General features: G+C 59.4%; 20 protein-coding genes. 14 read left to right on the top strand and 6 right to left on the bottom strand.

All coding sequences use genetic code 11. From position 1 onward, the window contains the following. Window positions 1–23 precede the first annotated feature (23 nt). A complete protein-coding gene (locus WNY37_RS14115; protein WP_342974033.1) occupies window positions 24–1,643 on the bottom strand; it encodes an FAD-dependent monooxygenase in 1,620 nt (539 codons plus the stop codon). 192 nt (window positions 1,644–1,835) lie between these two features. On the opposite strand from WNY37_RS14115, the gene WNY37_RS14110 reads away from it, so the two are divergent. Next, entirely contained in the window at window positions 1,836–3,230 is a 1,395-nt protein-coding gene (locus tag WNY37_RS14110) for an FAD-dependent oxidoreductase (protein WP_342974032.1), read from the top strand. 6 nt (window positions 3,231–3,236) lie between these two features. On the opposite strand, the gene WNY37_RS14105 is transcribed toward WNY37_RS14110, so the two are convergent. From WNY37_RS14105 to WNY37_RS14095, 3 genes are read right to left on the bottom strand one after another with little or no spacing between them, the layout of a single operon-like run. Then, window positions 3,237–4,130, bottom strand: coding sequence for an NAD(P)-dependent oxidoreductase (locus WNY37_RS14105; RefSeq protein WP_342974031.1), 894 nt, complete (start codon window positions 4,128–4,130; stop codon window positions 3,237–3,239). After that, window positions 4,130–4,888 (bottom strand): short-chain dehydrogenase/reductase, encoded by a 759-nt coding sequence (locus WNY37_RS14100; RefSeq protein WP_342974030.1) that lies wholly within the window; start codon window positions 4,886–4,888, stop codon window positions 4,130–4,132. The genes WNY37_RS14105 and WNY37_RS14100 overlap by 1 nt, the downstream gene beginning before the upstream one ends. A gap of 60 nt (window positions 4,889–4,948) precedes the next feature. Further along, entirely contained in the window at window positions 4,949–5,716 is a 768-nt protein-coding gene (locus tag WNY37_RS14095; protein WP_342974029.1) for an enoyl-CoA hydratase-related protein, read from the bottom strand. A 378-nt stretch (window positions 5,717–6,094) separates the two neighbouring features. On the opposite strand from WNY37_RS14095, the gene WNY37_RS14090 reads away from it, so the two are divergent. From WNY37_RS14090 to WNY37_RS14060, 7 genes are all read left to right on the top strand, one after another. After that, window positions 6,095–7,003 carry a VOC family protein gene (locus tag WNY37_RS14090; RefSeq protein ID WP_342974028.1) on the top strand — a complete coding sequence of 303 codons (909 nt, stop codon included), beginning with the start codon at window positions 6,095–6,097 and terminating at the stop codon, window positions 7,001–7,003. A 177-nt stretch (window positions 7,004–7,180) separates the two neighbouring features. Continuing rightward, window positions 7,181–8,023 (top strand): alpha/beta fold hydrolase, encoded by an 843-nt coding sequence (locus tag WNY37_RS14085; RefSeq protein ID WP_342974027.1) that lies wholly within the window; start codon window positions 7,181–7,183, stop codon window positions 8,021–8,023. Window positions 8,024–8,196: 173 nt separating this feature from the next. Further along, window positions 8,197–9,339, top strand: a complete 1,143-nt coding sequence (locus WNY37_RS14080; RefSeq protein WP_342974026.1) for an acyl-CoA dehydrogenase family protein — start codon at window positions 8,197–8,199, stop codon at window positions 9,337–9,339. A gap of 55 nt (window positions 9,340–9,394) precedes the next feature. After that, the gene (locus WNY37_RS14075) at window positions 9,395–10,336 is read left to right on the top strand and encodes a MoxR family ATPase (RefSeq protein WP_342974025.1); all 942 of its coding nucleotides are present in this window, start codon (window positions 9,395–9,397) and stop codon (window positions 10,334–10,336) included. Continuing rightward, on the top strand, window positions 10,333–11,676 hold the full coding sequence (locus tag WNY37_RS14070) for a VWA domain-containing protein (RefSeq protein ID WP_342974024.1): 1,344 nt from the start codon (window positions 10,333–10,335) through the stop codon (window positions 11,674–11,676). Before WNY37_RS14075 ends, WNY37_RS14070 begins: the two co-directional genes overlap by 4 nt. Before the next feature lie 247 nt (window positions 11,677–11,923). Further along, window positions 11,924–13,126 carry an acyl-CoA dehydrogenase family protein gene (locus WNY37_RS14065; RefSeq protein WP_342974023.1) on the top strand — a complete coding sequence of 401 codons (1,203 nt, stop codon included), beginning with the start codon at window positions 11,924–11,926 and terminating at the stop codon, window positions 13,124–13,126. Window positions 13,127–13,135: 9 nt separating this feature from the next. Next, on the top strand, window positions 13,136–14,248 hold the full coding sequence (locus WNY37_RS14060; RefSeq protein ID WP_342974022.1) for an acyl-CoA dehydrogenase family protein: 1,113 nt from the start codon (window positions 13,136–13,138) through the stop codon (window positions 14,246–14,248). Between the two features lie 55 nt (window positions 14,249–14,303). On the opposite strand, the gene WNY37_RS14055 is transcribed toward WNY37_RS14060, so the two are convergent. Next, window positions 14,304–15,029, bottom strand: coding sequence for a GntR family transcriptional regulator (locus WNY37_RS14055; RefSeq protein WP_342974021.1), 726 nt, complete (start codon window positions 15,027–15,029; stop codon window positions 14,304–14,306). Window positions 15,030–15,342: 313 nt separating this feature from the next. On the opposite strand from WNY37_RS14055, the gene WNY37_RS14050 reads away from it, so the two are divergent. From WNY37_RS14050 to WNY37_RS14040, 3 genes are read left to right on the top strand one after another with little or no spacing between them, the layout of a single operon-like run. After that, window positions 15,343–16,632, top strand: coding sequence for an aromatic ring-hydroxylating dioxygenase subunit alpha (locus tag WNY37_RS14050; protein ID WP_342974020.1), 1,290 nt, complete (start codon window positions 15,343–15,345; stop codon window positions 16,630–16,632). Continuing rightward, window positions 16,632–17,150 (top strand): aromatic-ring-hydroxylating dioxygenase subunit beta, encoded by a 519-nt coding sequence (locus WNY37_RS14045; RefSeq protein WP_342974019.1) that lies wholly within the window; start codon window positions 16,632–16,634, stop codon window positions 17,148–17,150. Before WNY37_RS14050 ends, WNY37_RS14045 begins: the two co-directional genes overlap by 1 nt. 59 nt (window positions 17,151–17,209) lie before the next feature. Further along, entirely contained in the window at window positions 17,210–18,217 is a 1,008-nt protein-coding gene (locus WNY37_RS14040; RefSeq protein WP_342974018.1) for an amidohydrolase family protein, read from the top strand. On the opposite strand, the gene WNY37_RS14035 is transcribed toward WNY37_RS14040, so the two are convergent. Beyond that, the gene (locus WNY37_RS14035) at window positions 18,214–19,014 is read right to left on the bottom strand and encodes an IclR family transcriptional regulator (protein ID WP_342974017.1); all 801 of its coding nucleotides are present in this window, start codon (window positions 19,012–19,014) and stop codon (window positions 18,214–18,216) included. The two genes, WNY37_RS14040 and WNY37_RS14035, sit on opposite strands and share 4 nt — an antisense overlap. 128 nt (window positions 19,015–19,142) lie before the next feature. Between WNY37_RS14035 and WNY37_RS14030 the strand changes: the two genes are divergently transcribed. The 3 genes from WNY37_RS14030 to dmpG are packed head-to-tail and all read left to right on the top strand — an operon-like array spanning window position 19,143 to window position 21,906. Beyond that, on the top strand, window positions 19,143–19,934 hold the full coding sequence (locus WNY37_RS14030; RefSeq protein ID WP_342974016.1) for a fumarylacetoacetate hydrolase family protein: 792 nt from the start codon (window positions 19,143–19,145) through the stop codon (window positions 19,932–19,934). A gap of 2 nt (window positions 19,935–19,936) precedes the next feature. Further along, window positions 19,937–20,878: an acetaldehyde dehydrogenase (acetylating) gene (locus WNY37_RS14025; RefSeq protein ID WP_342974015.1), complete on the top strand. Its 942-nt coding sequence runs from the start codon at window positions 19,937–19,939 to the stop codon at window positions 20,876–20,878. Next, a complete protein-coding gene (gene dmpG / locus WNY37_RS14020) occupies window positions 20,878–21,906 on the top strand; it encodes a 4-hydroxy-2-oxovalerate aldolase (RefSeq protein ID WP_342974014.1) in 1,029 nt (342 codons plus the stop codon). Before WNY37_RS14025 ends, dmpG begins: the two co-directional genes overlap by 1 nt. The last annotated feature ends 17 nt before the right edge of the window (window positions 21,907–21,923 follow it).

Raw genomic sequence — 21,923 nt, 5'->3', positions numbered from 1 at the left:
CGCGCAGGCGAGGGCGCCCGGCTTCAATGACCGGTTGCCAGCCTTGCGAGGGCGTCCGGGTCAGATGGCAGTGAATTGCCGGTCCAGACGATATGGAGGTCAGGCCGCACAAGCAGGTAGCGGCAGCCATACGTCATGCGAACATGTTCTTCGGCGCGGCTGACGATATCCAGAGGGGCTCCGATGGCTTCGAACGCGGCTTTGACCGGGGAGGCATCCACCGCCCCCGTAAGATCGATGAACGTATAGTCCGTACCCAGAACATCCTGCATCGCCGTGCGGTCCTTGAGCCATATATGCGGGATGCGCGCGCCCGGTTCGGTGGTCGGCAGGTACCGCACCGTGTCCCAGGTCGTGATGGCCTCCGGTTCGGACGCGATCAGGGGCGAACCGGCATAAGTATAGTTCTGTTCCGCGCCGACCATCTCATGCACGCGCCGGTGATGCCGGTTGGCAAGCTTGGCGGCCTGATGCTGTTCCGCCCGTCCTTCTTCGCTATCCTGGCTGACAGCGTCGGTGAGGTGGGTTCGCCACATCCCGAGCCCCTGCGCCGCCCAGCCTGACGCTTCGACATTCTTCTGTCCGACAGGCCGTCGCTCGCTCTCATAGCTTTCCAGGAGGCCGGGGCCGCCCCAGCCCTGGATGGTCCCCGCGAGTTTCCAGGAGAGGTCCAGCGCATCGCCCACGCCCGAATTCATGCCAAGGCCGCCGGTCGGAATCACGAGGTGGATGGCATCGCCCGCAAGAAACACCCGGCCCTTGGCGTATTTGTCGGCGAGCAGCAGATGCAGCGTCCAGTTGCTGACATTGAGAATTTCATAGTCGAACTCGACATCAGGCCCGGCTTTTTTCCGGATCCAGGCATCCAGATCGGTATCGTCGGGAATGTCGGAGTTGAGCGTGAACTCCTTGCGGTCTCCTTGCACGATCATCGCCGAGCCTTCCGGGTCGGTGAAGTAATAGTGCCGGCCCTTGCCCATGGGAATGCGGTCGTAGAGCGTTTCGGAGCGAAAGCAGATCTGCTTCATCTTGCGCAGGCTGCCCTGACCTTCGAGCTTGATGCCAAGGGCTTTTCGAACCGTGCTGCCGCCTCCATCGCAACCTGCAAGATAGCTGCAGCGTACCTCTTCTGCTTCGCCGCCTGACGGGAGCAGGGTGACGGTCACGCCTTCCTCATCTTGCTGGAACGCTGTCAGTTCGCATCCATATCGCACGGTGACATTCGGTGTCTTTTCGGCGACCGACTTCAGCAGCGGTTCCAGCCGGTTCTGTGAGACAAGCTGATAGGGCTCGAGCGGCTGGGAGTGATCTCTCGCTTTCTCGATACGCTCCCGCATCTCGCCGACCGAAGGGTAGTGCTGCTTCAGCAGGGGCGGTTCGGAGAGCGTGTTCACCACGTAGATGTCCATTGGCGCGTCCGCCGGATAACCGAGAGCACGGACCTCATCGGCGATTCCCATGCGGCGATAGAACTCCATCGTGCGGGAATTGGACCGGTCCATTTTAGGCCATGGGCCTGTGGTCGGGTCGCGCTCGACGATGAGTGTTTTGACGCCGCGGCGTCCAAGATCGATGGCCAGTGTCAGACCGACCGGGCCGGCGCCGGCAATAACGACATCAAATTGTGGCTCTGTTTGGCTCATGCTGTTTCCCCCGGAAATCTGTTCCCCAACGCTATCGGCGAGACCGCGCAGAGGAACTCACAGAAACGAGGACGCAGCTTTCAGGAAATGTGAAATCTGATTGGTTGATTATGGCATTGCAGGAACGGGTCGAGGTCATACGGTCAGGCAAACCGGCAGAGACCCGGTGGTGAGACCTTCAGGGAGGCCCGCATGCTCAGAGAAACCGGCGATTTGCCCGCTGAAACCGATGTTCTCGTGCTTGGGGCCGGGATAGCGGGGCATTGCGCGGCCCTGGCGGCTGCGGATGCCGGTGCGAATGTGCTGCTGCTGGAAAAATCCTCCCAGCCCGGCGGCAGTTCGGCGATTGCCGGTGGGGCCTTCGCCTTTTGCGGAACAGATGAGCAGGACGCTGCAGGTGTCAGCGACTCGATTGAGGATTTCCGGAAGGCGCTCCTGAAAACCGGAAAGAACAAGAACAATCGAGAGATGTTGGAGACTTTCCTCGCAAATCAGCAAGACGCGTACAGGTTTCTGAGGTCGCAGGGCATTGGTTTCGAGCTTTTGATGTCGTCTGCGCCTGATACGCCGCGGGTGCATCTTACTGGAACGGGACGGGCTGTGACGCAGCTTCACATGAAGGTTCAGGCGCATTCCAGCATCGACTTCTTCAGCAAGTCTGCGGGGGCGCGTCTTTTGCGCAATCCAGAGAGCGGCCGCGTGGAGGCGTGCATCGTCATGTTCGGGGATCGTGAGGCCGAGATTCGGGTGAGACGGGGGATTGTCCTCGCCACGGGTGGCTTCTCCAGAAGTGCCGAACTGCTTGGGGTCTTCGCGCCCGAGCTTGAGGGGGGCGTGAAGCATGGCGGCGTTGCCAATACCGGGGACGGCCTGATCATGGCTTGCGATCTGGGGGCGGGGCAGGCCGATCTTGGCTATGTTGCCGGATCCTTCGGGGGCGCCATCCGCAATTACCCTGGCACCGCCGCAAAGTCGGATGAAATTCCGCCGCTCATTTTCGCGTTTCAGGATGCCGCGATCATGGTCAACAAGCATGGAAAGCGCTTCGTGGATGAAGCCCAAAGCTACAAGGCGCTAAGCTCGGTCGGCATGGCGCAGCCGGACGGCGTCGCCTTCCAGATCTTCGACGAGACGATGATGGCCGCCTCGCTCGGCGACACGAGCGTCAACAACTATCAGGAAGCGCTTCTGGGCGGGTACATCAAACAGGCCGAAACGATCAGGGGGCTGGCCGATGCTGTCGGGATCGACCCGGATGTGCTCGAAAAAACGGTGAAGGCCTACAATGACGGCGCGGCCGCAGGCGTGGACGAACAGTTCGGCCGGACTCGCGGGCTGCGCCCCATCGATAACCCGCCATATTACGTCGCCGCCACTGCCAATGCGATCACCTCGACCTATGGCGGTGTCACCGTGGATGGGGAGATGGCGGTCGTGGACTGGTTTGGTGTACCGATCGAAGGGCTCTACGCGGCGGGCGAAGTTGCCGGCGGGTTTCATGGGGCGGGTTATTACAGCGCATCGTCCCTTTCCAGCTCCGCGACCTTCGGTCTCGAGGCGGGTCGGAACGCGGCGAAAGGCTCGTAAGCCTGATCAGGTTTCGAGGTGCTGGATCATCCTGAAGACTGAGTCGAAATGGGAAATGACCGGCAGCGGCACGCCGCGTGTGCGGGCCATATCGAGCGCCATGGCAAGGTCCTTCATCAGGATGTCGAGATTGCCGGCAAGGTCTTTCCGGACCGTGCCGCGATAATAGTCATCCAGCGTTTCGACGAGAAGTCTGATGGGGCTTGCGTCATCGGCGTCGAGGGACCGGCCAAATTCCCGCGAAACATTCGATTCCGCGAAGCCGCCGGCGACCGCGTCGACAATCATGTTCGGCGCCAGTCCGTAACGTCGTCCCAAAGTCACGGCTTCTGCAAGTGCCGCCATGGTCCCAAAGTTCAGCACCTGATTGCACGCCTTCATGGCCTGACCGGACCCGACCGGGCCGAGATGGGTGATCTTGCTCGCGAAGCTTTGCAGAACCGGTTTGGCCAGCGCGACATCCTGCCGGTCGCCTCCGACCATGACGGCCAGCGTGCCGGCTCGCGCGCCAATGGCGCCTCCTGAGACAGGGGCGTCGACATAGTGGATCGATGCGTCGGCGAGTTGGCTGGCAAGGTTCATGGCATCTGCAGGAGGCACGGTGGAGTTGTCGACGAGCAGCCGAGCTTTGCTGGGGGATGCGCGCAGGAGGCCGCACTCGCCTGACATCACGTCATGCATGGCGGAAACGCTGCCGAGGCAGGTGAAAATGACGTCGCACGTTTCGGCGATTTCAGCTGGTGAGGATGCTGCCTGGGCGCCAGCAGCGAGCAAAGGCTGCATCTTTTCCGGGGTCCGGTTCCAGACGCTTAGTGGCCAGCCGGCTGCGGCTATGCGTTCCGCCATCGGGGCGCCGATATCGCCAAGGCCGATATAGCCGATCCTGAGCGCGGCCGTCATCAGAGGGCACCGTCAATGGTGACGATGGAGCCCGTCGTATAAGCCGAGCGGACCGACGCTAGGAAAGCGGTGGCGTCGGCGATTTCCCGGGGGGCTGCGGCCCGGCCGAATGGCAGGTCTCCCATCAGTTCTTCCCATCGGGCAGAGTCTGAAAAGCGGCGCTCGGCTTCCGCCTGCAGCAGCATCTGGAAGCGATCGGTCAGAACCGGGCCCGGATTGATCCCGACAACGCGAACCCCATCGGCGCGGGCATCGCGTGCAAAAGCCCGGGTGAACATCATCAGGGCGGCATTGCCGGTGCTGCCGCAGATATAGTCCTTGTTCGGATTTTCCCCGGCTGAACCGATAATGTTGACGATGACGCCGCCGGGCTTGGGCAGTTTTTCATAGAGCGCCCGCGTCAGATCGATATACCCGTTCACTTTGAGGTCCCAGCCGCGGCGCCACGTTTCAGCGCTCACATTCATCAGGGAGCCGGGCGGAATGGCGCCGGCATTGTTCACGAGGACGTCGATGGACGACACCGCGCCTGTGACCGTCGCAATGCCCTCAGCGGTGGAGAGGTCCGCGCAGATCATCTCGACACTGATTTTGTGCTCGGAGGACAGGCGGTCGCTGGCCGATTTCAGCTCCTCTTGCGACCGCGCCACCAGAGTGAGACTGGCGCCTTCGCGGGCAAAGCTTTCGGCGGTCGCGAAGCCGATGCCCTTCGAGCCGCCAGTGATCAGGATGCGCTTTCCCTGAAGTTCGAGGTCCATGGACGTGTCCTTTCTGGCTGCTACAGCGGATGTGTGGTCGGGATATTCAAGGCCTGAAGCCTATTTTCCTGTCCAGACGGGCGCGCGCTTTTCCGCGAAGGCGGCCATGCCCTCCCAGGCGTCCTTGCTCTTGATAAGTTCGTTTGTCAGTTCGACTTCCATCTTCTGCAGGGGGGCTCGCAGGGACGCTGGATCAGCGGAGGCGAGCGCGAGCTGCTTTGACATCTGCAGGGCGAGCGGTGCGCAGGAGAGCATGTCATCTGCCCACTGCCGGGCCGTTTCAAGGACTTTGCCTGGCGCGGAGATTTCGTTGACGAGGCCGAGGCGAGCAGCGTCTTCAGCTGGCATGCTGCGGCCGGTCAGCAACAGGCCCATGGCGATGTGATAGGGGACGCGGTGTGGCAGCAGTCTAGCGCCGCCGCCGAGCGCCGCAAACCCGACCTTTGGCTCTGGCAGGCCGAAGCTTGCACGCGGGTCCGCGACGACCACGTCACATAGCATCGCAAGCTCCCATCCGCCGCCGAGTGCAAAGCCGTTGACTGCGGCAATGAGCGGCTTGTTCAGGCCGGACCGGTGAGACAGGCCGGCCCAGCCGGTTTCAGGCATCGGTTCGTCAAAGTCTTCAATCAGGTCATGGCCGGCGCAGAAGGCCTTGTCTCCTGAGCCCGTGATGATGGCGACCCGCTGGCTGTCGTCTTCAGCGAAGCGGTCAAAGATGTCTGAGAGTTCGAAACAGGCTGCAGCATTCAGGCTATTGAGGGCATTGGGCCTGTTCAGCGTTATGGTCAGGATGCCGTCTGCGATCTCCGTGCCGATAAGTTCTGCCATCCGAAACTCCCTCATGTGAAATTCGTGGACGGGGCCCATTGCAACCGTCCCACATTTTTTGTCTTTAGCGACGAGTAGTTCAATCGTTTTAAATTGACAAGCGTGGTCGGGGTGAGGGAGGGCTGGCATCAGGCATATCCGTGATATCGGTCTCAGGCGCAGGTATTCGTCAGGCCGCTGAAGCTGAGAGGGCATTAAATACTGTATTTAATCAATGCCTTGATGCGGTTTTCTTAGGTTTTTCCAGACCGCTTGACGGCCATTTTAAATGGTAATACCATTATGGATTGAATGGATAATCGCTGGCGGGAGCTGTTGGTTTTCAATGCGCAGAAGGTCGACCGCTTTAAGCACTGATGAGCTTGAGAAGGGAATGAAATGTCCGAAGATTTGAGATTTCGCAGGCTGGGTTATCTGGCCCTGAATGTAAGCGATCTGGCTCGCTCCGGCGCCTTTTATGAAAATGTTGTCGGTCTAGAGCCGGCCGGTGGGGGCGACGGGCAGCGCCTATTTCGGTGCAGCGACAAGCATCACGACATCGCCCTCGTTGAGGCCAGCGAACCCGGTATCAAGCGGATTGGATGGGAGATGGAGAGTGCCAAGGCGCTCAAGGCGATCCGCGATCACTTCGTGGGGCTCGGTCTCAATCCCAAGCCGGTTTCGAATGCCGAAGCTGCGGCGCTCGGAATTCACGAGGCTTTCCGTATCTCCGACCCGGTTTTTGGCGCGACCATGGAGTTTTTCGCGTCGATGGACACCGCTGCAGACGATTATAAGCCGACGCACACGAAGATCGTGCGTCTCGGTCATGTTGTCCTGGCCGGCCCCGACCTGAAGGCCGCAGAAGACTTCTTCATGGGAGAGATGAACTTTCGTGCGTCCGACCGGATCGAGGACGCGGTCGTGCATATGCGCTGCTTTCCGAACCCGCTGCACCATTCCTTCGGCGTCGGAAAGGCGGCTGCACCACAGCTTCACCACATCAATTTCATGGTGACCGACATTGACGATATCGGCCGGGCCAATGTTCGCATGAAGCGCGAAGGCGTGCCGATCGTGTACGGACCGGGAAGGCACCCGCAATCAGAATCGATGTTCTTCTACTTTCTCGATCCAGACGGGATGACGCTTGAATACAGTTTCGGCATGGAAGAGTTCCCGGAAACCGATGCGCGCCCGCCGCGAATGTTCCCGATGTCGGTTGAATCGGCGGACCATTGGGGCGGTATTCCCGAACCGGATTTCGCCAAAGTCGGTGTTATCGAACGCCTCGAGCCTGTCGGCTGACTCTGCTGGCATCTGCGTAGGGCAATAGCGGTTGCTGAGGCGCGCGAACTTCGCGGTCTGTCTCACATCGTGGAAAAAATGGCGACCTGGCCCCTAAAAATAGGTTGATCGTCGCGCATATAGAACAGATGTTTCAAACAACGAGGCATCAAAAATTCAAGGGAAGAAGAAGTAATCATGTTTGACGCACCATACGAAAGCAAGTTTGTCGACGATCCGAAGGGCAAGGTCCACTATCTCGATGTGGGGGAGGGCGAAGTTGTCTTCCTTATCCAGGGTGGTGGCCCGGGTGCTTATGGCTACAGCAATTACCGCCGCAATATCGGCCCGCTCGCTGATCAGGGGCGGCGCGTCATCACGATGGACCTGCCGGGCTTTGGCAAGTCGGACAAACGAAAGGGCTATGAGGGCCTTTTTGACCCGATGGCCGAGGCGGTTCTCGACATCATGAATCATGAAGGGATCGAGAAGGCGAGTTTCGTTGGCAACTCTCTCGGCGGCGGGACGTCCCTGCGGTTCGCGCTCGACAACCCGGATCGCACCCACAAGCTGATGCTCATGGGCCCAGGCGGTAGCATTCCAATGACGTCGACATTCCCGACGGAAGGCCTCAGCCGCATGCTGACCTTCTACGACGGTGAAGGTCCGACGATCGAGAAGCTGCGCAAGGTGGTGGAACTGCTCGTCTACGATCCGTCCGAGATTTCTGACGATCTTCTGGAAGAGCGCCTCAAGACCGCGATGGCCCCTCAGACAATGCAGGATCCGCCACTGCGCGGCCAGGCTGCCAATCCGCGCAACGATCTGTGGCGTGAGCGCCTGGATGAGCTGCCTCACCCGACGCTGATCCTTTGGGGCCGCGAAGACCGCGTTCTGCCGCTGGACGCCGCTTTCATCCTTCTGAAAACGATCCCGAACGCAGACCTGCACGTCTTCTCCAAGTGCGGTCACTGGTGCCAGTGGGAGCGCGCGGACGAGTTCAACCACATCATCGGGTCGTTCCTCGATCGTCCTTACTGATCGTCGCTCAGCCCGGCGCTTTGTGCCGGGACCGGCCAGCAGGAGCCTCGTATCGCATGAGCGGCTCCTGCGGCTGGCAGCGTCACCAGCCGAGGTGTGGTCGACCGGCCCGCTTCGGACCTGCGCATCTGTCAGGATGAAAATCTAGCGGTCTGAACAAGGAGAAGCCCGCCATGCTCGATACCGGAAAACGCACGATATTTGATGAAGAACACGAGATGTTCCGCGATGCCGTGCGGAAATTCTACGCAAAGGAAATCGTACCGAACCTTGAGCGGTGGGAGGAAGCCGGGGTTGTCGAACCGTCGGTCATGAAGAAGCTTGGCGATGCCGGTTTCCTCTGCCCGACCGTGCCGGAAGCCTATGGCGGACTTGGGCTCGACTTTCGCTACAACGCCGTGGTCGCGGAAGAGAACTCGTATGCCGACTCGATGGTGATGGTGACGCTCCAGTCGGACGTCGTCGTCGAGTATCTGGTCCATTACGGGTCTGAAGAGCAGAAACAGACATGGTTGCCCCGCTGCGTCAGCGGCGAAACGATCCTGGCCATCGCCATGACGGAACCGGGGGCCGGCTCGGATCTCCAGAGCATCAGGACGACGGCTGTTCGCGATGGCGACGACTACATCATCAATGGTGCCAAGACCTACATCTCGGCTGGCCAGACATGTACTCTGGCCGTCGTGGTCGCGAAGACGGACCCCAGCAAGGGGGCCAAGGGCATCTCGCTCTTTCTTGTTGAGTCCGACCGTCCCGGTTTCAAGCGGGGGCGCAACCTCGACAAGATCGGGCAGCACGCGGCCGACACGTCGGAGCTGTTCTTTGACAATGTCCGGGTGCCCGCCACGAACATGCTTGGCGAAGAGAATAGGGGCTTCATCTATCTGGTGAGCCAGCTTCCCCAGGAGCGGCTGAGTATCGCCATATCCTCGCAGGCCATGGCGCAACGGGCCTTCGACGAAGCCGTACGGTTCACCAAGGACCGCTCGGCCTTTGGCAAGAAGGTGTTCGAGTTCCAGAATACGCGGTTCACGCTTGCTGATCTCAAGTCGCGCCTGCAGGTTGGCTGGGCGCATCTCGACTGGGCACTGGCGCGGCATATCAAAAAAGAGCTGACCGCTGACGAAGCCGCAGCGGCCAAACTCTTCCATACGGAATTGCTCTGGGAAGTTTGCGACGCGTCCCTGCAGCTGCATGGCGGCGCGGGATATATGAACGAGTACCTCATTGCCCGTATCTGGCGCGACGCTCGCGTCATGCGGATCTTTGGCGGCTCGTCGGAAATCATGAAGGAGCTGATGAGCCGCTCGATCTAGGTCGTGCAGCCCCAGCATTCGGGAGGTGCCGGTGAAGCCCGGATCGATTATGAATATGGCCGACCTGGAAGCTTCGGACGCGCCTGTCGACGCCCTCGTTTCCGGCCTTGAAGGCTTCGGCTATGTTGCCTCCCGCCGGATTGCGACCGCGCTTTATCTCAGTCTTCGGCTGAAGAAGCCGATCCTTGTCGAGGGCGCTGCCGGCGTCGGAAAGACCGAGCTGGCGCTGTCGACATCGCAATTGCTCGGTCTGCCTCTCATCCGCATGCAGTGCTATGAGGGGCTGGATGAATCCCGGGTCCTCTATGAGTGGAAATATGCCAAGCAGTTGCTTTACACGCAGCTTCTGAAGGAGCGTGTCGGCGATCTGCTTGAGGATGCGCCGAGCATGGACGATGCAATGGCGCGGCTTCGCGGCGTGGGTGACATGTTCTTCTCGGAAGACTTTCTCCAGCCACGTCCTTTGCTTCAATCATTGATGTCGGAAGATGGGTGTGTCCTTCTGATTGATGAGGTCGACAAGACGGATGAGGCGTTCGAGGCGCTTCTGCTGGAAACGCTGTCTGCCTATCAGGTCTCTCTTCCTGAAATCGGGGTGATCAAAGCCAGCACACCTCCGATCGTTTTCCTGACATCGAATAATATTCGCGAGCTTGGCGATGCGCTGAAGCGGCGTTGCATTCATCTGAGCATACCGCTGCCGTCTGCCGAGCTTGAGAGCCGGATCGTTGAAAAGCGGCTACCCGACATCGCCAGCCAGCTCAGGGGAGAACTCGTCGCCTTCGTGCAGGAGCTTCGCCACATGAAGCTGCGCAAGCCGCCATCGATATCGGAAACGGTCGAATGGGCGCAGTCGCTTCTGATCCTGCATGTCGAAGAACTCGGTGTCGACGTCGTGCGCGACACGCTCAATGTGCTGTTGAAGTTCGAAAGTGATGTCGAGGCCGTTGAGGCGCAGGCCGGTGACCTTGTACGGCGTGCGAAGGCGACGCGGTGATCGAAGGACAAACGGTCCCGCTGGCGGAAGGTCCGCTGGCCGGATTCCTGGCGGCGCTCAGGCACGCCGGTCTTACGATCTCACCGGCGTCCAGCATTGATGCCTACGAAGCCGTTGCGGCGGTTGGATATGGCGACAGGGAGATTTTGAGGGACGCGCTTTGTGTCACCTTGGCGAAGTCCGAGCTCGACGAGGCCAGGTTCGAGCAATGTTTCGACCGGTATTTCAGCCATCATGTGGAGCCGGATGACCGCGCCGCCACGCCGCGAGAGTCAGCGCCCACATCAGGGGGCGGCTTTGCTCAGCTCATGCTGACCGGCGATGCCGTCTTGGTCGATACGCAGATTTCCAGGGCGGCGCGATCGGTCGGCGTCCGTGAGGTGCAGTACAGCTTTCAGCGGAACATCCTTGTGGGCCGCATCCTGCGAGAACTCGGCATGCCTGAATGGGACCGCGAAGTCGCGCAGCGCGTAGATGCCGGTACCGCTGAAGACCTCGCTGAATGGCAGACTGCGCGCGATGCGATCGTCAGCAAGGTGAAAGCGGTCGTCGACCGCCAGATCGACCTCTATGCCTCCAACGCGGCACAGCAGATCAGGGAGGAGCGGCTGGCGGACATGGATATTGCTGCCATTCGTCCGGAAGACAGGCAGGCTGCGATCAAGCTCGTCCGCAAGATGGCCAAGGCGCTCGCTTCCCAGCATTCGCGCCGCCGCAAGCGGGCGCGCCGCGGCCAGCTCGACATGCGCAAGACCATGCGCCAGGCGATGCCCCATGAAGGCATTCCGTTTCAGCTCTCCTGGAAGCAGAAGAGCGTGGACCGTCCAAAGTTCATCGTGCTCTGCGATGTCTCCCGGTCCGTGGTGAACGCTGCCCAGTTCCTGCTCGTGCTCATGTACAGCCTCAACGAAGTCGTTGATCAGCTTCACGCCTTCGCCTTCTCGGATCGTCTCGAAGATGTCGGCCGTTTGCTGGACGATAATGACATTGATGTCGCGATCGAACGTGTCCTGCGGGAAGTGGGATTTGGTTCAACCAGCTATGGCGACGCCTTTGCCGATTTTGCCGAACGATACATGCCCCTGGTCGACCGTCATACGTCGGTGATCATCCTCGGTGACGGACGAAACAATTACGGCGATCCACAGCTCGATATCCTCGACCGGATCAGACGGCAGGCGCGGCGGGTTGTCTGGCTCAATCCAGAAGCTGAACGCAGCTGGGGGACGGGCGACTCCGAGATGCCGGCCTATCGGCGCTTCAGTTCAATGGCGCGGACCTGCGGGTCGCTGAATGAGCTGCAGGCCGTCATTGGCGACATGCTGCGCGGGCCGCGATGAAAAATGCGCCTCCAATAAGGTTAGGTCATTACCGCTTCCCTCTTGACGCGCATACTAAAACAATTGCACTAATGTGGGAGACGTTCGCTGCCGGAGGGACTCTTCGGCCTGGCGGATGCCTGCAAGCCTCGATCGTCTGGTAGCATTGTAGAGTTACGGGGAAAATCGAGGTGCATTTTGAATTTTTTGATCAGGCGCCCACTCCTTGAGGAAGCGCTGATACGCAGATAAAGCGGAGGGATAAACCGTGGACTTTAATTTGCCGGGAGAAGATGACCCGCGGCGCGTCAAGGTACGGGCCTGGTTCGAGAAGAACCCGAACCCGACCTATGCGCAGCTGGCCGAACAGGGTTGGACCGCGTCCAACTGGCCTGAGCCCTGGGGCGTTTCGGCCGATGCTGAGACGCAGTTTATCATCGACGAGGAGATCGTGCGGGCAGGGCTTGAATTGCCGTACACGATCAATGCGATCGCGCTCAATCAGTGCGGCCAGTCTCTGCTGACCCACGGCGCTGAAGAACAGCGGCAAAAGTTCCTGCCGGGCGCGCTGGCCTGCGAGGACATCTGGTGCATGCTGTTTTCCGAACCGTCAGGTGGGTCGGACCTCGGTGGTTTGCGCACGACGGCCAAGCGCGACGGCGACCACTACATTGTGAACGGCCACAAGATCTGGACCTCTGTCGCAGATGAGGCCTCCGTTGGTGTGCTCGTCGCCCGGACGGACGCCAGCAAGCCCAAGCATATGGGCCTCAGCGTGTTCCTCATCGACATGCATAGCCCCGGCGTCACCGTGAACCCGATCATCGACATGACCGGCAACAAGAATGAGTACAACGAGGTCTTCCTGGACAACGTCAAAATTCCTGCTGACGCGCTTCTCGGGCGCGAAGGTGATGGTTGGCGGATCGTCATGGAGCAGCTCCAGACCGAGCGCGTGGGCATGACGAAGCCTGGTGTCGTCTGGGGCATGGGCCCGACCGCGAGAGACCTTATGGATGGTCTCATCAAGACGGGGCGGATCAGCGATCCGCTTCTGCGGGATGATGCCGCGAAGGTCTACATCGAAGGCGAGATCCTTCGTCTGCTGACCTTCCGGAACATGACCAATCGTATCAACGGCACGCCCGCTGGTTTCGAAGGCAGCGCCGGCAAGATGATGTCATCGCCGCATGGCCAGAGAATGGCCGATATCGCCAAGCGCTCACAGGGCGCCAGCGGCATGATCCGTGATCCGGATGTGTTGCCACTGCCGAACAAGAAGTGGGGCATGTTCTCGAACTGGGATTATGCCTACTGGTTCAGTCCCGCAAACACGCTTGGCGTCGGTACGCAGGAAGTGCTCCTGAACGTTGTCGCTGAACGCGTCCTCGGGCTCCCACGCGATTCCGACCCGACCGCAAAAGTGCCGTTCTCGGAGCTTTCCGGCGGCCTGGCCAAAGCAGCTGAATAGGATTCCGAGATGAATTTCGCATTGAGTGAAGACCACGAATTCCTGAGGGATTCCGCCGCAAAGTTTGTTGACGAGCAGGTCGACCTGTCGCCGCTGCTCCGTCCAGGCGCTGATGTCTCCGACGCTGGGTACGACCAGCTCTGGGACAAGATTGTAGAGCTTGGCTGGAGCGCCATCACTGTGCCGGAAGCCTATGGCGGCCTTGGTATGGATTATGTCGACCTGATCATGATCATCGGTGAAACCGGGCGCACGCTGGCCCCGTCGCCGCTATTGGGAACGCTCTCCGGGGCGTGGGCCATCGAGAAGGCCGGTTCTGAAGCGCAGAAGTCTGAGCTTCTACCGAAGCTGGCAGAGGGCCTGAAGCTGGCGCTCGCCGTGGCTGACGAGAACGGCGCCTACGACAATATGGACAGCGATGTGACGGCTAAACCGTCGGGCGATGCATTCAAGCTCTCCGGAACGAAATCGTTCGTTGTCGATGCTGCGTCAGCCGACAAGATTGTCGTCTCCGCCCTCAATGAGGGCCGCAAGGACTTCTTCGTCATTGATCGCAACGCGGCTGGTGTCGACATCGAAGTGCTGCAATGGCGCGATATCACGCGTGAGGTCTGCAAGCTCGTGCTGAATGACGTCGAAGCTGAGCGGCTTGAGCAAAGCAGCGACGATGTCTGGCCATGGGTTCGCGACCGTATGTACCTTGTCCTTGCCGCCGAAAACGCAGCGGGCATTCGCATGGTGCTCGACGATGCGGTCACCTATGCCAAGGAGCGAATTGCCTTTGGCCGGCCGATCGGCGCCTTCCAGGCCATCAAGCACCAGCTCGCAAACATCGCTGGCTCAGCTGAAGGCGCAAACGCCATCGTGCAATATGCAGCATGGGCGCTTTCAGAGGATGACGGCCAAGGCAGCCTCGCTGCGACGATGGCGCAAAGCTATACGAGCGAGCACTACAAGGAAGCGACGCACCGGAACATTCAGGTTTTCGGCGCTATCGGCTTCACCTGGGAGATGAAAAACCATCTCTATTACAAGCGCGCGCGGTGCAATGCCGAGTTGCTTGGCTCGCCAGCCTCGCAGCGCGAGCAGGTCGTGCGCATGCTGGAGCAGGAAGCGGCGTAAGCGACTGAAATCGTGTTTGGAGGCGGGCGGCTTGCGGGCTGCCCGCCTTTTTCGTTCAGGCCTTCATATCGAATAGTTGAAGGTCCAGCGCGTGAAGGGTTTCGGAGTTCTCCACGACGTAATTGTGCAGAACTTCCATGTGCGCCGCCATCGCTGCCGAGGCCGCATCGGCATCGCCGCTCTTGATCTTGTCCAGAACTTCGAGCCGCATTGTCACCAGATCGGTGAGGTGCTCGGGCCTGAGGGCGAGGAGGATCTGAGCGATGATCTCCGATAGCGAACCGATCATGACGGTCAGAACGTCATTCTTGGCGGCTGTTCCCAGCAGCGAATAGAAGTCCATGATCTCAAAGATCGACGTCTCGACATCCTCAGCCGTGATGGCCACGCGCATGCGTTCAATATTGGCTTCAAGCGCCTCGAAATCTGCGGTGGTGCCGCGCTTGCAGGCGAGGCGTACGGCCTGGTCCAGCAGGCATGTGCGGGTTTCGGCGAGCTGGTCGAGAGACAGCGTCCCAAGAAAAACGAGGTCGTTCATGGTGCGCGAGACGGCCCGGCCATCGCCCTGCCGGATGAATGCGCCTCCACTGGCACCTTTGCGAAATTCCAGAACGCCGGAATTTTCCAGCGCCCGCAGCGCTTCGCGAACCACAGGCCGGCCGACGCCAAGCTGCTCGGCCAGGTCGCGCTCTGACGGGAGTTTGTCGCCTGGCTTGAGCTTGCCTCGCATCAGGTCGCGCCGAATGGCATTGTAGACTTCTTCAAAGAGACGCAGGGCCATAATTCATCCTGATAAACCCTCGCCCCTGATGCGGCGCGGGCGTTCTTCCTGGAACCATTCGCTATCACGAGCCGGAAAGCCGGTCAGCTACAGAGTGGTTCGCCGGCCCGGTTCCATTCAACCGCTCTAATTGACGGGCTTTCTTCATCGTATAAAACATATATTTTAGTTTGACAGTAAGCGCAGTGAGTAATATTCATTGGTAATACCATTAAGTTTCCGCTCTGGAACGCGAAAAGCTAATAGCTGCGGGCCTAGTGGATAAACCAGTTCCCGGACACGCATGAGCCGGGCGTGATGCAGGAGGATCGGCATGCCGGATACAATGGTCACTCAAAGTAAAACGAGCGATTCGTCTATGGTGGTTGATGACCGCGAAAACGGATTGTTCAAGGTTAACAGGAAAGCGTTCCTCGATGAGGAAGTCCTGCAGATGGAGCGGGACAAGATTTTCAACCGCTGCTGGCTGTTTCTGGGCCATGCGTCCGAGCTGCCCAACCCCAATGACTTCCTCACGCGGAATGTCGGCGGCAAGGAACTGATCTTCAACCGCGACCGCAAAGGCGAGTTTCACGCCTTCCTCAACACGTGCCCGCACCGCGGCGCCATGGTCGAGCGGCAGGAGTCCGGTAACTCAATCGCTTTCAAGTGTTTCTATCACGGCTGGGCCTTCAACAATAATGGCAACTACGCGACCCGCCATCAGAAGGGCACCTATCCTGAAAACTTCAATCACGATGGCTGCGCGAACCTGGTCGAGGTGAAGCTTGAGCAGTATCGGGATTTCTTCTTCGTGAACTATGATGACGGCGCGAACTCGCTCGATTCCTATCTCGGGGATTCGAAAATGATCCTCGATCTTATCGACCAGCATGGCCCAAATGGGATGGAGGTCGTCGGCGGCGCTCAGAAGTACAGCATCCGTTCGAACTGGAAGCTCCTCATGGAGAACAGCTATGACGGCTATCATGCGCTCGATACGCACGAGACGTACTTCAAGTATCTGACCGACGCGATCGGTGGACCGGCCGAGATGCCGAAAATCACGAACGTCATGGATTTGGGCAACGGCCACGCATCCATTGAAGGTGACGCGCCTTGGGGCCGTCCGGTTGCCAAGTGGATCCCCGCCTGGGGAGACAAAGCCAAAACCGAAGTCGAGGAAATCAAGCGCGAAGTTGTCAGCCGGGTAGGCGCCGAACAGGCAAACCGGATCTGTCAGCTCGGCCGCAATACGGGCATTTTCCCGAACCTCGTCATCAATGACATCATGGCCATCACCATTCGTACCTTCTACCCGGTTGAAGCTGGCGAGATGAACGTCACTGCCTGGGCGCTTGGCGTCAAAGGTGAAACGCGTGAATTCCGCAAGCGGCGGCTCGACAACTTTCTCGAATTCCTCGGGCCGGGCGGTTTCGCGACGCCGGACGATGTCGAGGCGCTGGAGTCTGCTTACCGGGGATACGCCGCTTACAAGCTTGCGCCGTGGAACGACATCTCTCGCGGCATGTCGCGGGGCGAAGGTGAGCCGTTCAAGGCTGATGATGAAGAGCAAATGCGCTGCTTCTGGCGCGAGTGGGATCGCAGGATGGGAGGCGAGTAATGGCGAAGCAAAACCAGGCAAAGAAGGCGGCCGAGCAGCCATTGGCACGGTCGGCATATGAGGACTTCTTCTTCGAGGAAACCGCTATGCTTGATGAGTGGCGGCTCGACGAATGGCTTGCCCTCTTCACCGAAGATTCGGTCTATGAAGTGCCGCGTGCAGGCGCACCTGACACTGCAGATTCTGCCGAGGACTTGTTCTACATTTCGGACAATTACTTCCGTCTCGGCCACCGGGTGAAACGGATGCTGGACAAGGCCGCTCACGCCGAATGGCCGCGGTCCGTCCAGTCTCATCTGATCTCCAATGTTCGTATCACGGGAAGTGACGAACGGGGCGTTCATGTGACGTGCCGGTTCATCACCAAACGTGCGAAGAATGATGTCACGGACACTTATGCCGGTCACCACAACTACATTTTGAAGACGATCGATGGTGAGCTGAAAATTATGTCCAAGCGCACATTTCTGGCGTCTGATAGTCTCCGGGATCAAGGCAAGGTCACCATCATTCTGTGAGTCTCGCCGGATTCAGGATCCAGCAGTCATAGGGACCCTCACCGTTATGGAGCAAATCCGTGCCGATCATTGATGTTCACTGCCACGTCTCGCCCTTCGAGTATCCTCCCGCTCCGAGCGACGACGTGGCAGGGCGTTGGCCATGTATGGCTTGCGAGAGCCGAGCATCAGGGACATTGATGCTCGGCGACAAGCCGTTCCGCCCGCTGGACAACCGGTCCTGGGACGCGGAGAGGCGGCTTGAGGACATGGACCGCGACGACGTTGCCGTTCAGGTCTTGTCGCCAATGCCGGAGCTTCTGTCCTACTGGCACAGCCCGGCGGATGCCGTGCTCCTTTGCGATGCTGTGAATGGCCAGATCGCGGAGATGATCGCCGCACATCCCGGTCGTTTTCGGGGCCTGGGCGCCGTGCCGCTCCAGGATCCGGCTGCAGCAACCCGCTATCTGACGCGCATAAAGGATGAGTTTGGCCTGTCCGGCGTTGAGCTGGGCAGCAACATCAATGGAAAAATGCTCGGTGATCCGTCTTTCGAGGCTTTCTATGCCGAGGCAGAGGCTCTTGGGCTTTCGATTTTCGTGCACGCCCTGCATCCCGTCGCGGCCAAGGCAGCGGCGATGCCGCCAGTTGATACGGCATTCGTCTACTTTCCAATCGATGTTGCGATGGCTGCGGCCTCGATTGCCATGAACGGTATTCTCGACCGTTTCCCACGCCTTCGTATCGCCTTCAGCCATGGCGGGGGCGCGATTGGCTCAATCGCGGGGCGCATGGATACGGGCTGGAAAGTGACGGACGGATATGGCGGACGGATGGGGGAGGCGCCAAGTGCGACTCTCCGCAAGATGTTCTTCGACAGCAATGTGCTGGATCCTGATTACCTTTGTTATCTCGTTCGCAACGTCGCTCCCGGCCGTATCTTTGCGGGGACTGACTATCCCTATCCCATCATGCAGCAGGAGCCGGCGAGCTTCATTTCGAACCTGTCGCTTTCAGATGCCGAGATTAAGAGCCTGAACTGGCATGCAGCTGAATCCTTCCTGAACGAGCGTATCGCCCAGTCCTAAACCAGGCGCGCTTTTTCTTCTTGTTTGCTCGGGACCGATGAGGTGCGGAGAAAGTCTCCGAGCGCTTCTGAGCACTTCTCCAGAGATGGCCGAAACGACATTGGGTCGGGGTCCGCGCCCTGACCGACGGGCATGGAAACCGACATTGCGGCGACGGTTTCACCCATCTGGTCCTTCACGGGGACGGCCACACATATCATGTCTTCGCTGACTTCCCGGTCATCAATGGCGACGCCGGTGCTGCGAATTTTCAGGACCTCTTGTCTCAGGACTGAAGGATCGACCAGGGTGCGTGGCGTCAAGGGGACGAAATCGCCTTCGCCGAGATAGTCTTCCAGCGCCTGGTCGCTTAGCCCGGCGAGCAGGACTTTTCCAACAGCCGAGCAGTAAGCTTCAAGCTGCATGCCTTCGCGGGTGAATTTCGCCGCCCGGGGCGCTCGTCCGGGAATGCGCACCTTGTAGGTCACCATCCCGTCTTCAAGCACGCCGAGATGCGAGGTGAGGCCGGTCTCAGATGAGAGTGTCTTAAGAAGGGGCTTTCCGATGCGCGCCATTAGAGTGGCAATGTCGCAACGGCGGTAGAGCAGGGTCGCTGCCAGTCCAGGCCCATAGTGGTTGGGCCCATAACGGTTGACGAAGCCAGCATCGACCAGCTGGGAGACCATGCGGTACGATGTCGATGGTGCCAGATCCATCGAAGACGCGATCTCGTTGAATGATGTCTGGCCCCCGTCAGCGATGATGCCATTCAACAGCATGAGGGCTTTTTCGAGTGATGTTGCGTTTGATCGAGCCAATGTTGTTTCTCCCGTATGGTGAGAATTACATGATCTGTGTCGATTGAAAATACAGGCGGCAAAAATTAAAACAGCCTTCTAAAGTCGGGCAGGCTAACGCCCGCGAAAATGTCAGGGATTTTGAGGAAATGGCGTCGGACCAGACACAATATGAAGCCGCTGCAGCGCGATTGCGGGACGCCTATAGCGGCGAGACATTGCCGCCCATGCGCGACGTGCTTTCTCCGACTGATGTGGATGGCGCCTACGCGATTCAGGCTGTGAATACGCGTGCCTGGAGCGCTGAGGGGCGGAAGATCATTGGCCGAAAAGTGGGGCTAACGGCCAAAGCCGTGCAGCAACAACTCGGCGTGGATCAACCTGACTTTGGCGTCCTCTTCGATGATATGCAGGTGCCGAATGGTGGAACGCTCTCGCCTTCCTCATGCATCCAGCCCAAAGCAGAAGCCGAGATTGCCATTATCCTGAAGTCCGACCTGCGCGGTGAGTCCGTGTCGCGGGCAGATGTGCTGGCGGCGACAGGGCAGGTGGCGGCGGCCATCGAGATCGTCGACAGCCGTATATCGGATTGGAAAATCACTTTCGCAGACACTGTGGCTGACAATGGGTCTTCAGCCTTCTTCGTTCTGGGCGACGCAACAGATGAGGTTGAAGCGCTCGATCTCTACACATGCGGCATGGTGATGGAAATCAACGGCGAGATCGCCTCACTCGGGGCGGGCGCTGCTTGCCTTGGGCACCCGCTTGATGCCGCGGCCTGGCTGGCTTCAACGCTCGCGGCGCGAGGCGAGCATCTGAAAGCAGGCGATATCGTGCTCACCGGAGCTCTCGGACCGATGGTGGCCCTGACCCCTGGCGACAAGATTTTAGTGAAAATCGGCGGACTCGGAACCTGCAAGTTCGAGTACGGGAAAGGGTAGACATGTCCAGTAAGACGAAAGTCGCAATCATTGGCTCGGGAAATATCGGCACCGACCTGATGATCAAGATCATGCGCAAATCGAGCGTCCTCGAAATGGGTGCGATGGTCGGCATCGACCCGGAGTCGGATGGCCTGGCCCGTGCCAAGCGCATGAAGGTTGCAACGACACATGAGGGCATTGACGGGCTCGTCAAGCTCGACGTCTGGCCGGAAATCGGGATCGTGTTTGATGCGACCTCAGCTGGCGCGCACAAGCGCCACAATGAAATGGTGACGCAAGCTGGCAAGGTGATGGTGGACCTCACGCCGGCGGCGATCGGCCCCTATGTCATCCCGGTCGTTAATGGAGATGACCATCTCGATGCGTCGAACGTGAACATGGTGACGTGCGGCGGCCAGGCGACGATACCGATCGTGGCAGCGGTCTCTTCCGTCGCAGACGTTCATTATGCGGAGATCGTGGCCTCGATCTCCTCGCGCTCGGCCGGTCCCGGCACACGAGCGAATATCGATGAATTCACGGAGACAACGTCGGCGGGCATCGAACAGGTTGGCGGCGCAAGCAAAGGCAAGGCGATCATCATCCTGAACCCGGCCGAACCGCCCATGATCATGCGCGACACCGTCTTCACCCTGTCGAGTGGTGCCGAGGAGGCCGAAATCGAGGATGCCATCACGAAAATGGTGGAGAAGGTGAACGCCTATGTTCCGGGCTATCGCTTGAAGCAAAAGGTCCAGTTTGAACGCTTCGGCTCGAATAACCGGGTGCGGATACCGGGCATCGGCGAATTCGAGGGTATCAAGACCAGTGTCTTCCTCGAGGTCGAGGGCGCTGCTCACTACCTGCCTGCCTATGCGGGCAATCTCGACATTATGACCTCGGCAGGTCTTGCGACCGCTGAGAAGATTGCTGTGCGTCGCCGCGAAAGGGAGGCTGTCTGATGCCATTCGACCCAAAGACTGACAGGCTTTACATCCAGGATGTGACGCTGCGTGACGGGATGCATGCGATAAGGCATCAATACGGTATCGACCATGTCCGAAAGATCGCAACCGCGCTCGATGAAGCCGGTGTTGATGCGATCGAGATCGCCCATGGCGACGGCCTGAATGGATCGAGCTTCAATTATGGCTTTGGGGCGCACACCGACTGGGAGTGGATCGAAGCGGTTGCTGATGCGGTCCAGAACGCGGTCCTGACCACGCTGCTGCTGCCTGGAATTGGCACGATTGAGGAGCTCAAGCACGCCTACAAGCTGGGCGTACGCTCGGTCCGCATCGCGACGCATTGCACAGAGGCCGACGTCTCAAGGCAGCACATCGAAACCGCGCGCGAGCTTGGCATGGACACGGCCGGCTTTCTGATGATGAGCCATATGACCGAACCGGAACAACTGGCTGAGCAGGCCAAGCTGATGGAGAGCTATGGCGCTCAATGTGTCTATGTGACCGATAGCGGCGGTGCGCTCGACATGGATGGATTTATTGCGCGTCTGCAGGCCTATGACAGGGTGCTGAAGCCGGAGACCCAGCGCGGCGTGCATGCGCACCACAATCTTTCTCTCGGTGTGGCAAACTCGATCGTTGCTGCCCAGAACGGCGCTGTCCGGATTGATGCATCACTCGCCGGCATGGGCGCCGGTGCAGGTAATGCGCCTCTGGAAGTGTTCATCGCGGCTGCCGACCGGAAAGGGTGGAAGCACGGCTGTGATCTTTTCAAACTGATGGATGCGGCCGAAGAACTTGTACGTCCACTGCAGGATCGGCCGGTCCGCGTGGACCGCGAAACGCTGTCGCTTGGCTATGCCGGCGTCTATTCGTCCTTCCTGCGGCATTCGGAGAAAGCGGCAGCCCAATACGGGCTGGATACCCGCCAGATTCTGGTCGAGCTGGGCCGCCGCCGCATGGTGGGTGGTCAGGAAGACATGATTGTTGATGTCGCGCTCGACCTTGCCGGCGAGAATAGCTAGCGCAATCGAAGGTGTCG

The sequence above is a fragment of the Henriciella sp. AS95 genome (assembly GCF_038900055.1).
Taxonomy (GTDB): domain Bacteria; phylum Pseudomonadota; class Alphaproteobacteria; order Caulobacterales; family Hyphomonadaceae; genus Henriciella.
Note: the sequence above shows the minus strand (reverse complement) of the source record. Positions and strands in the feature narration are given on the sequence as shown.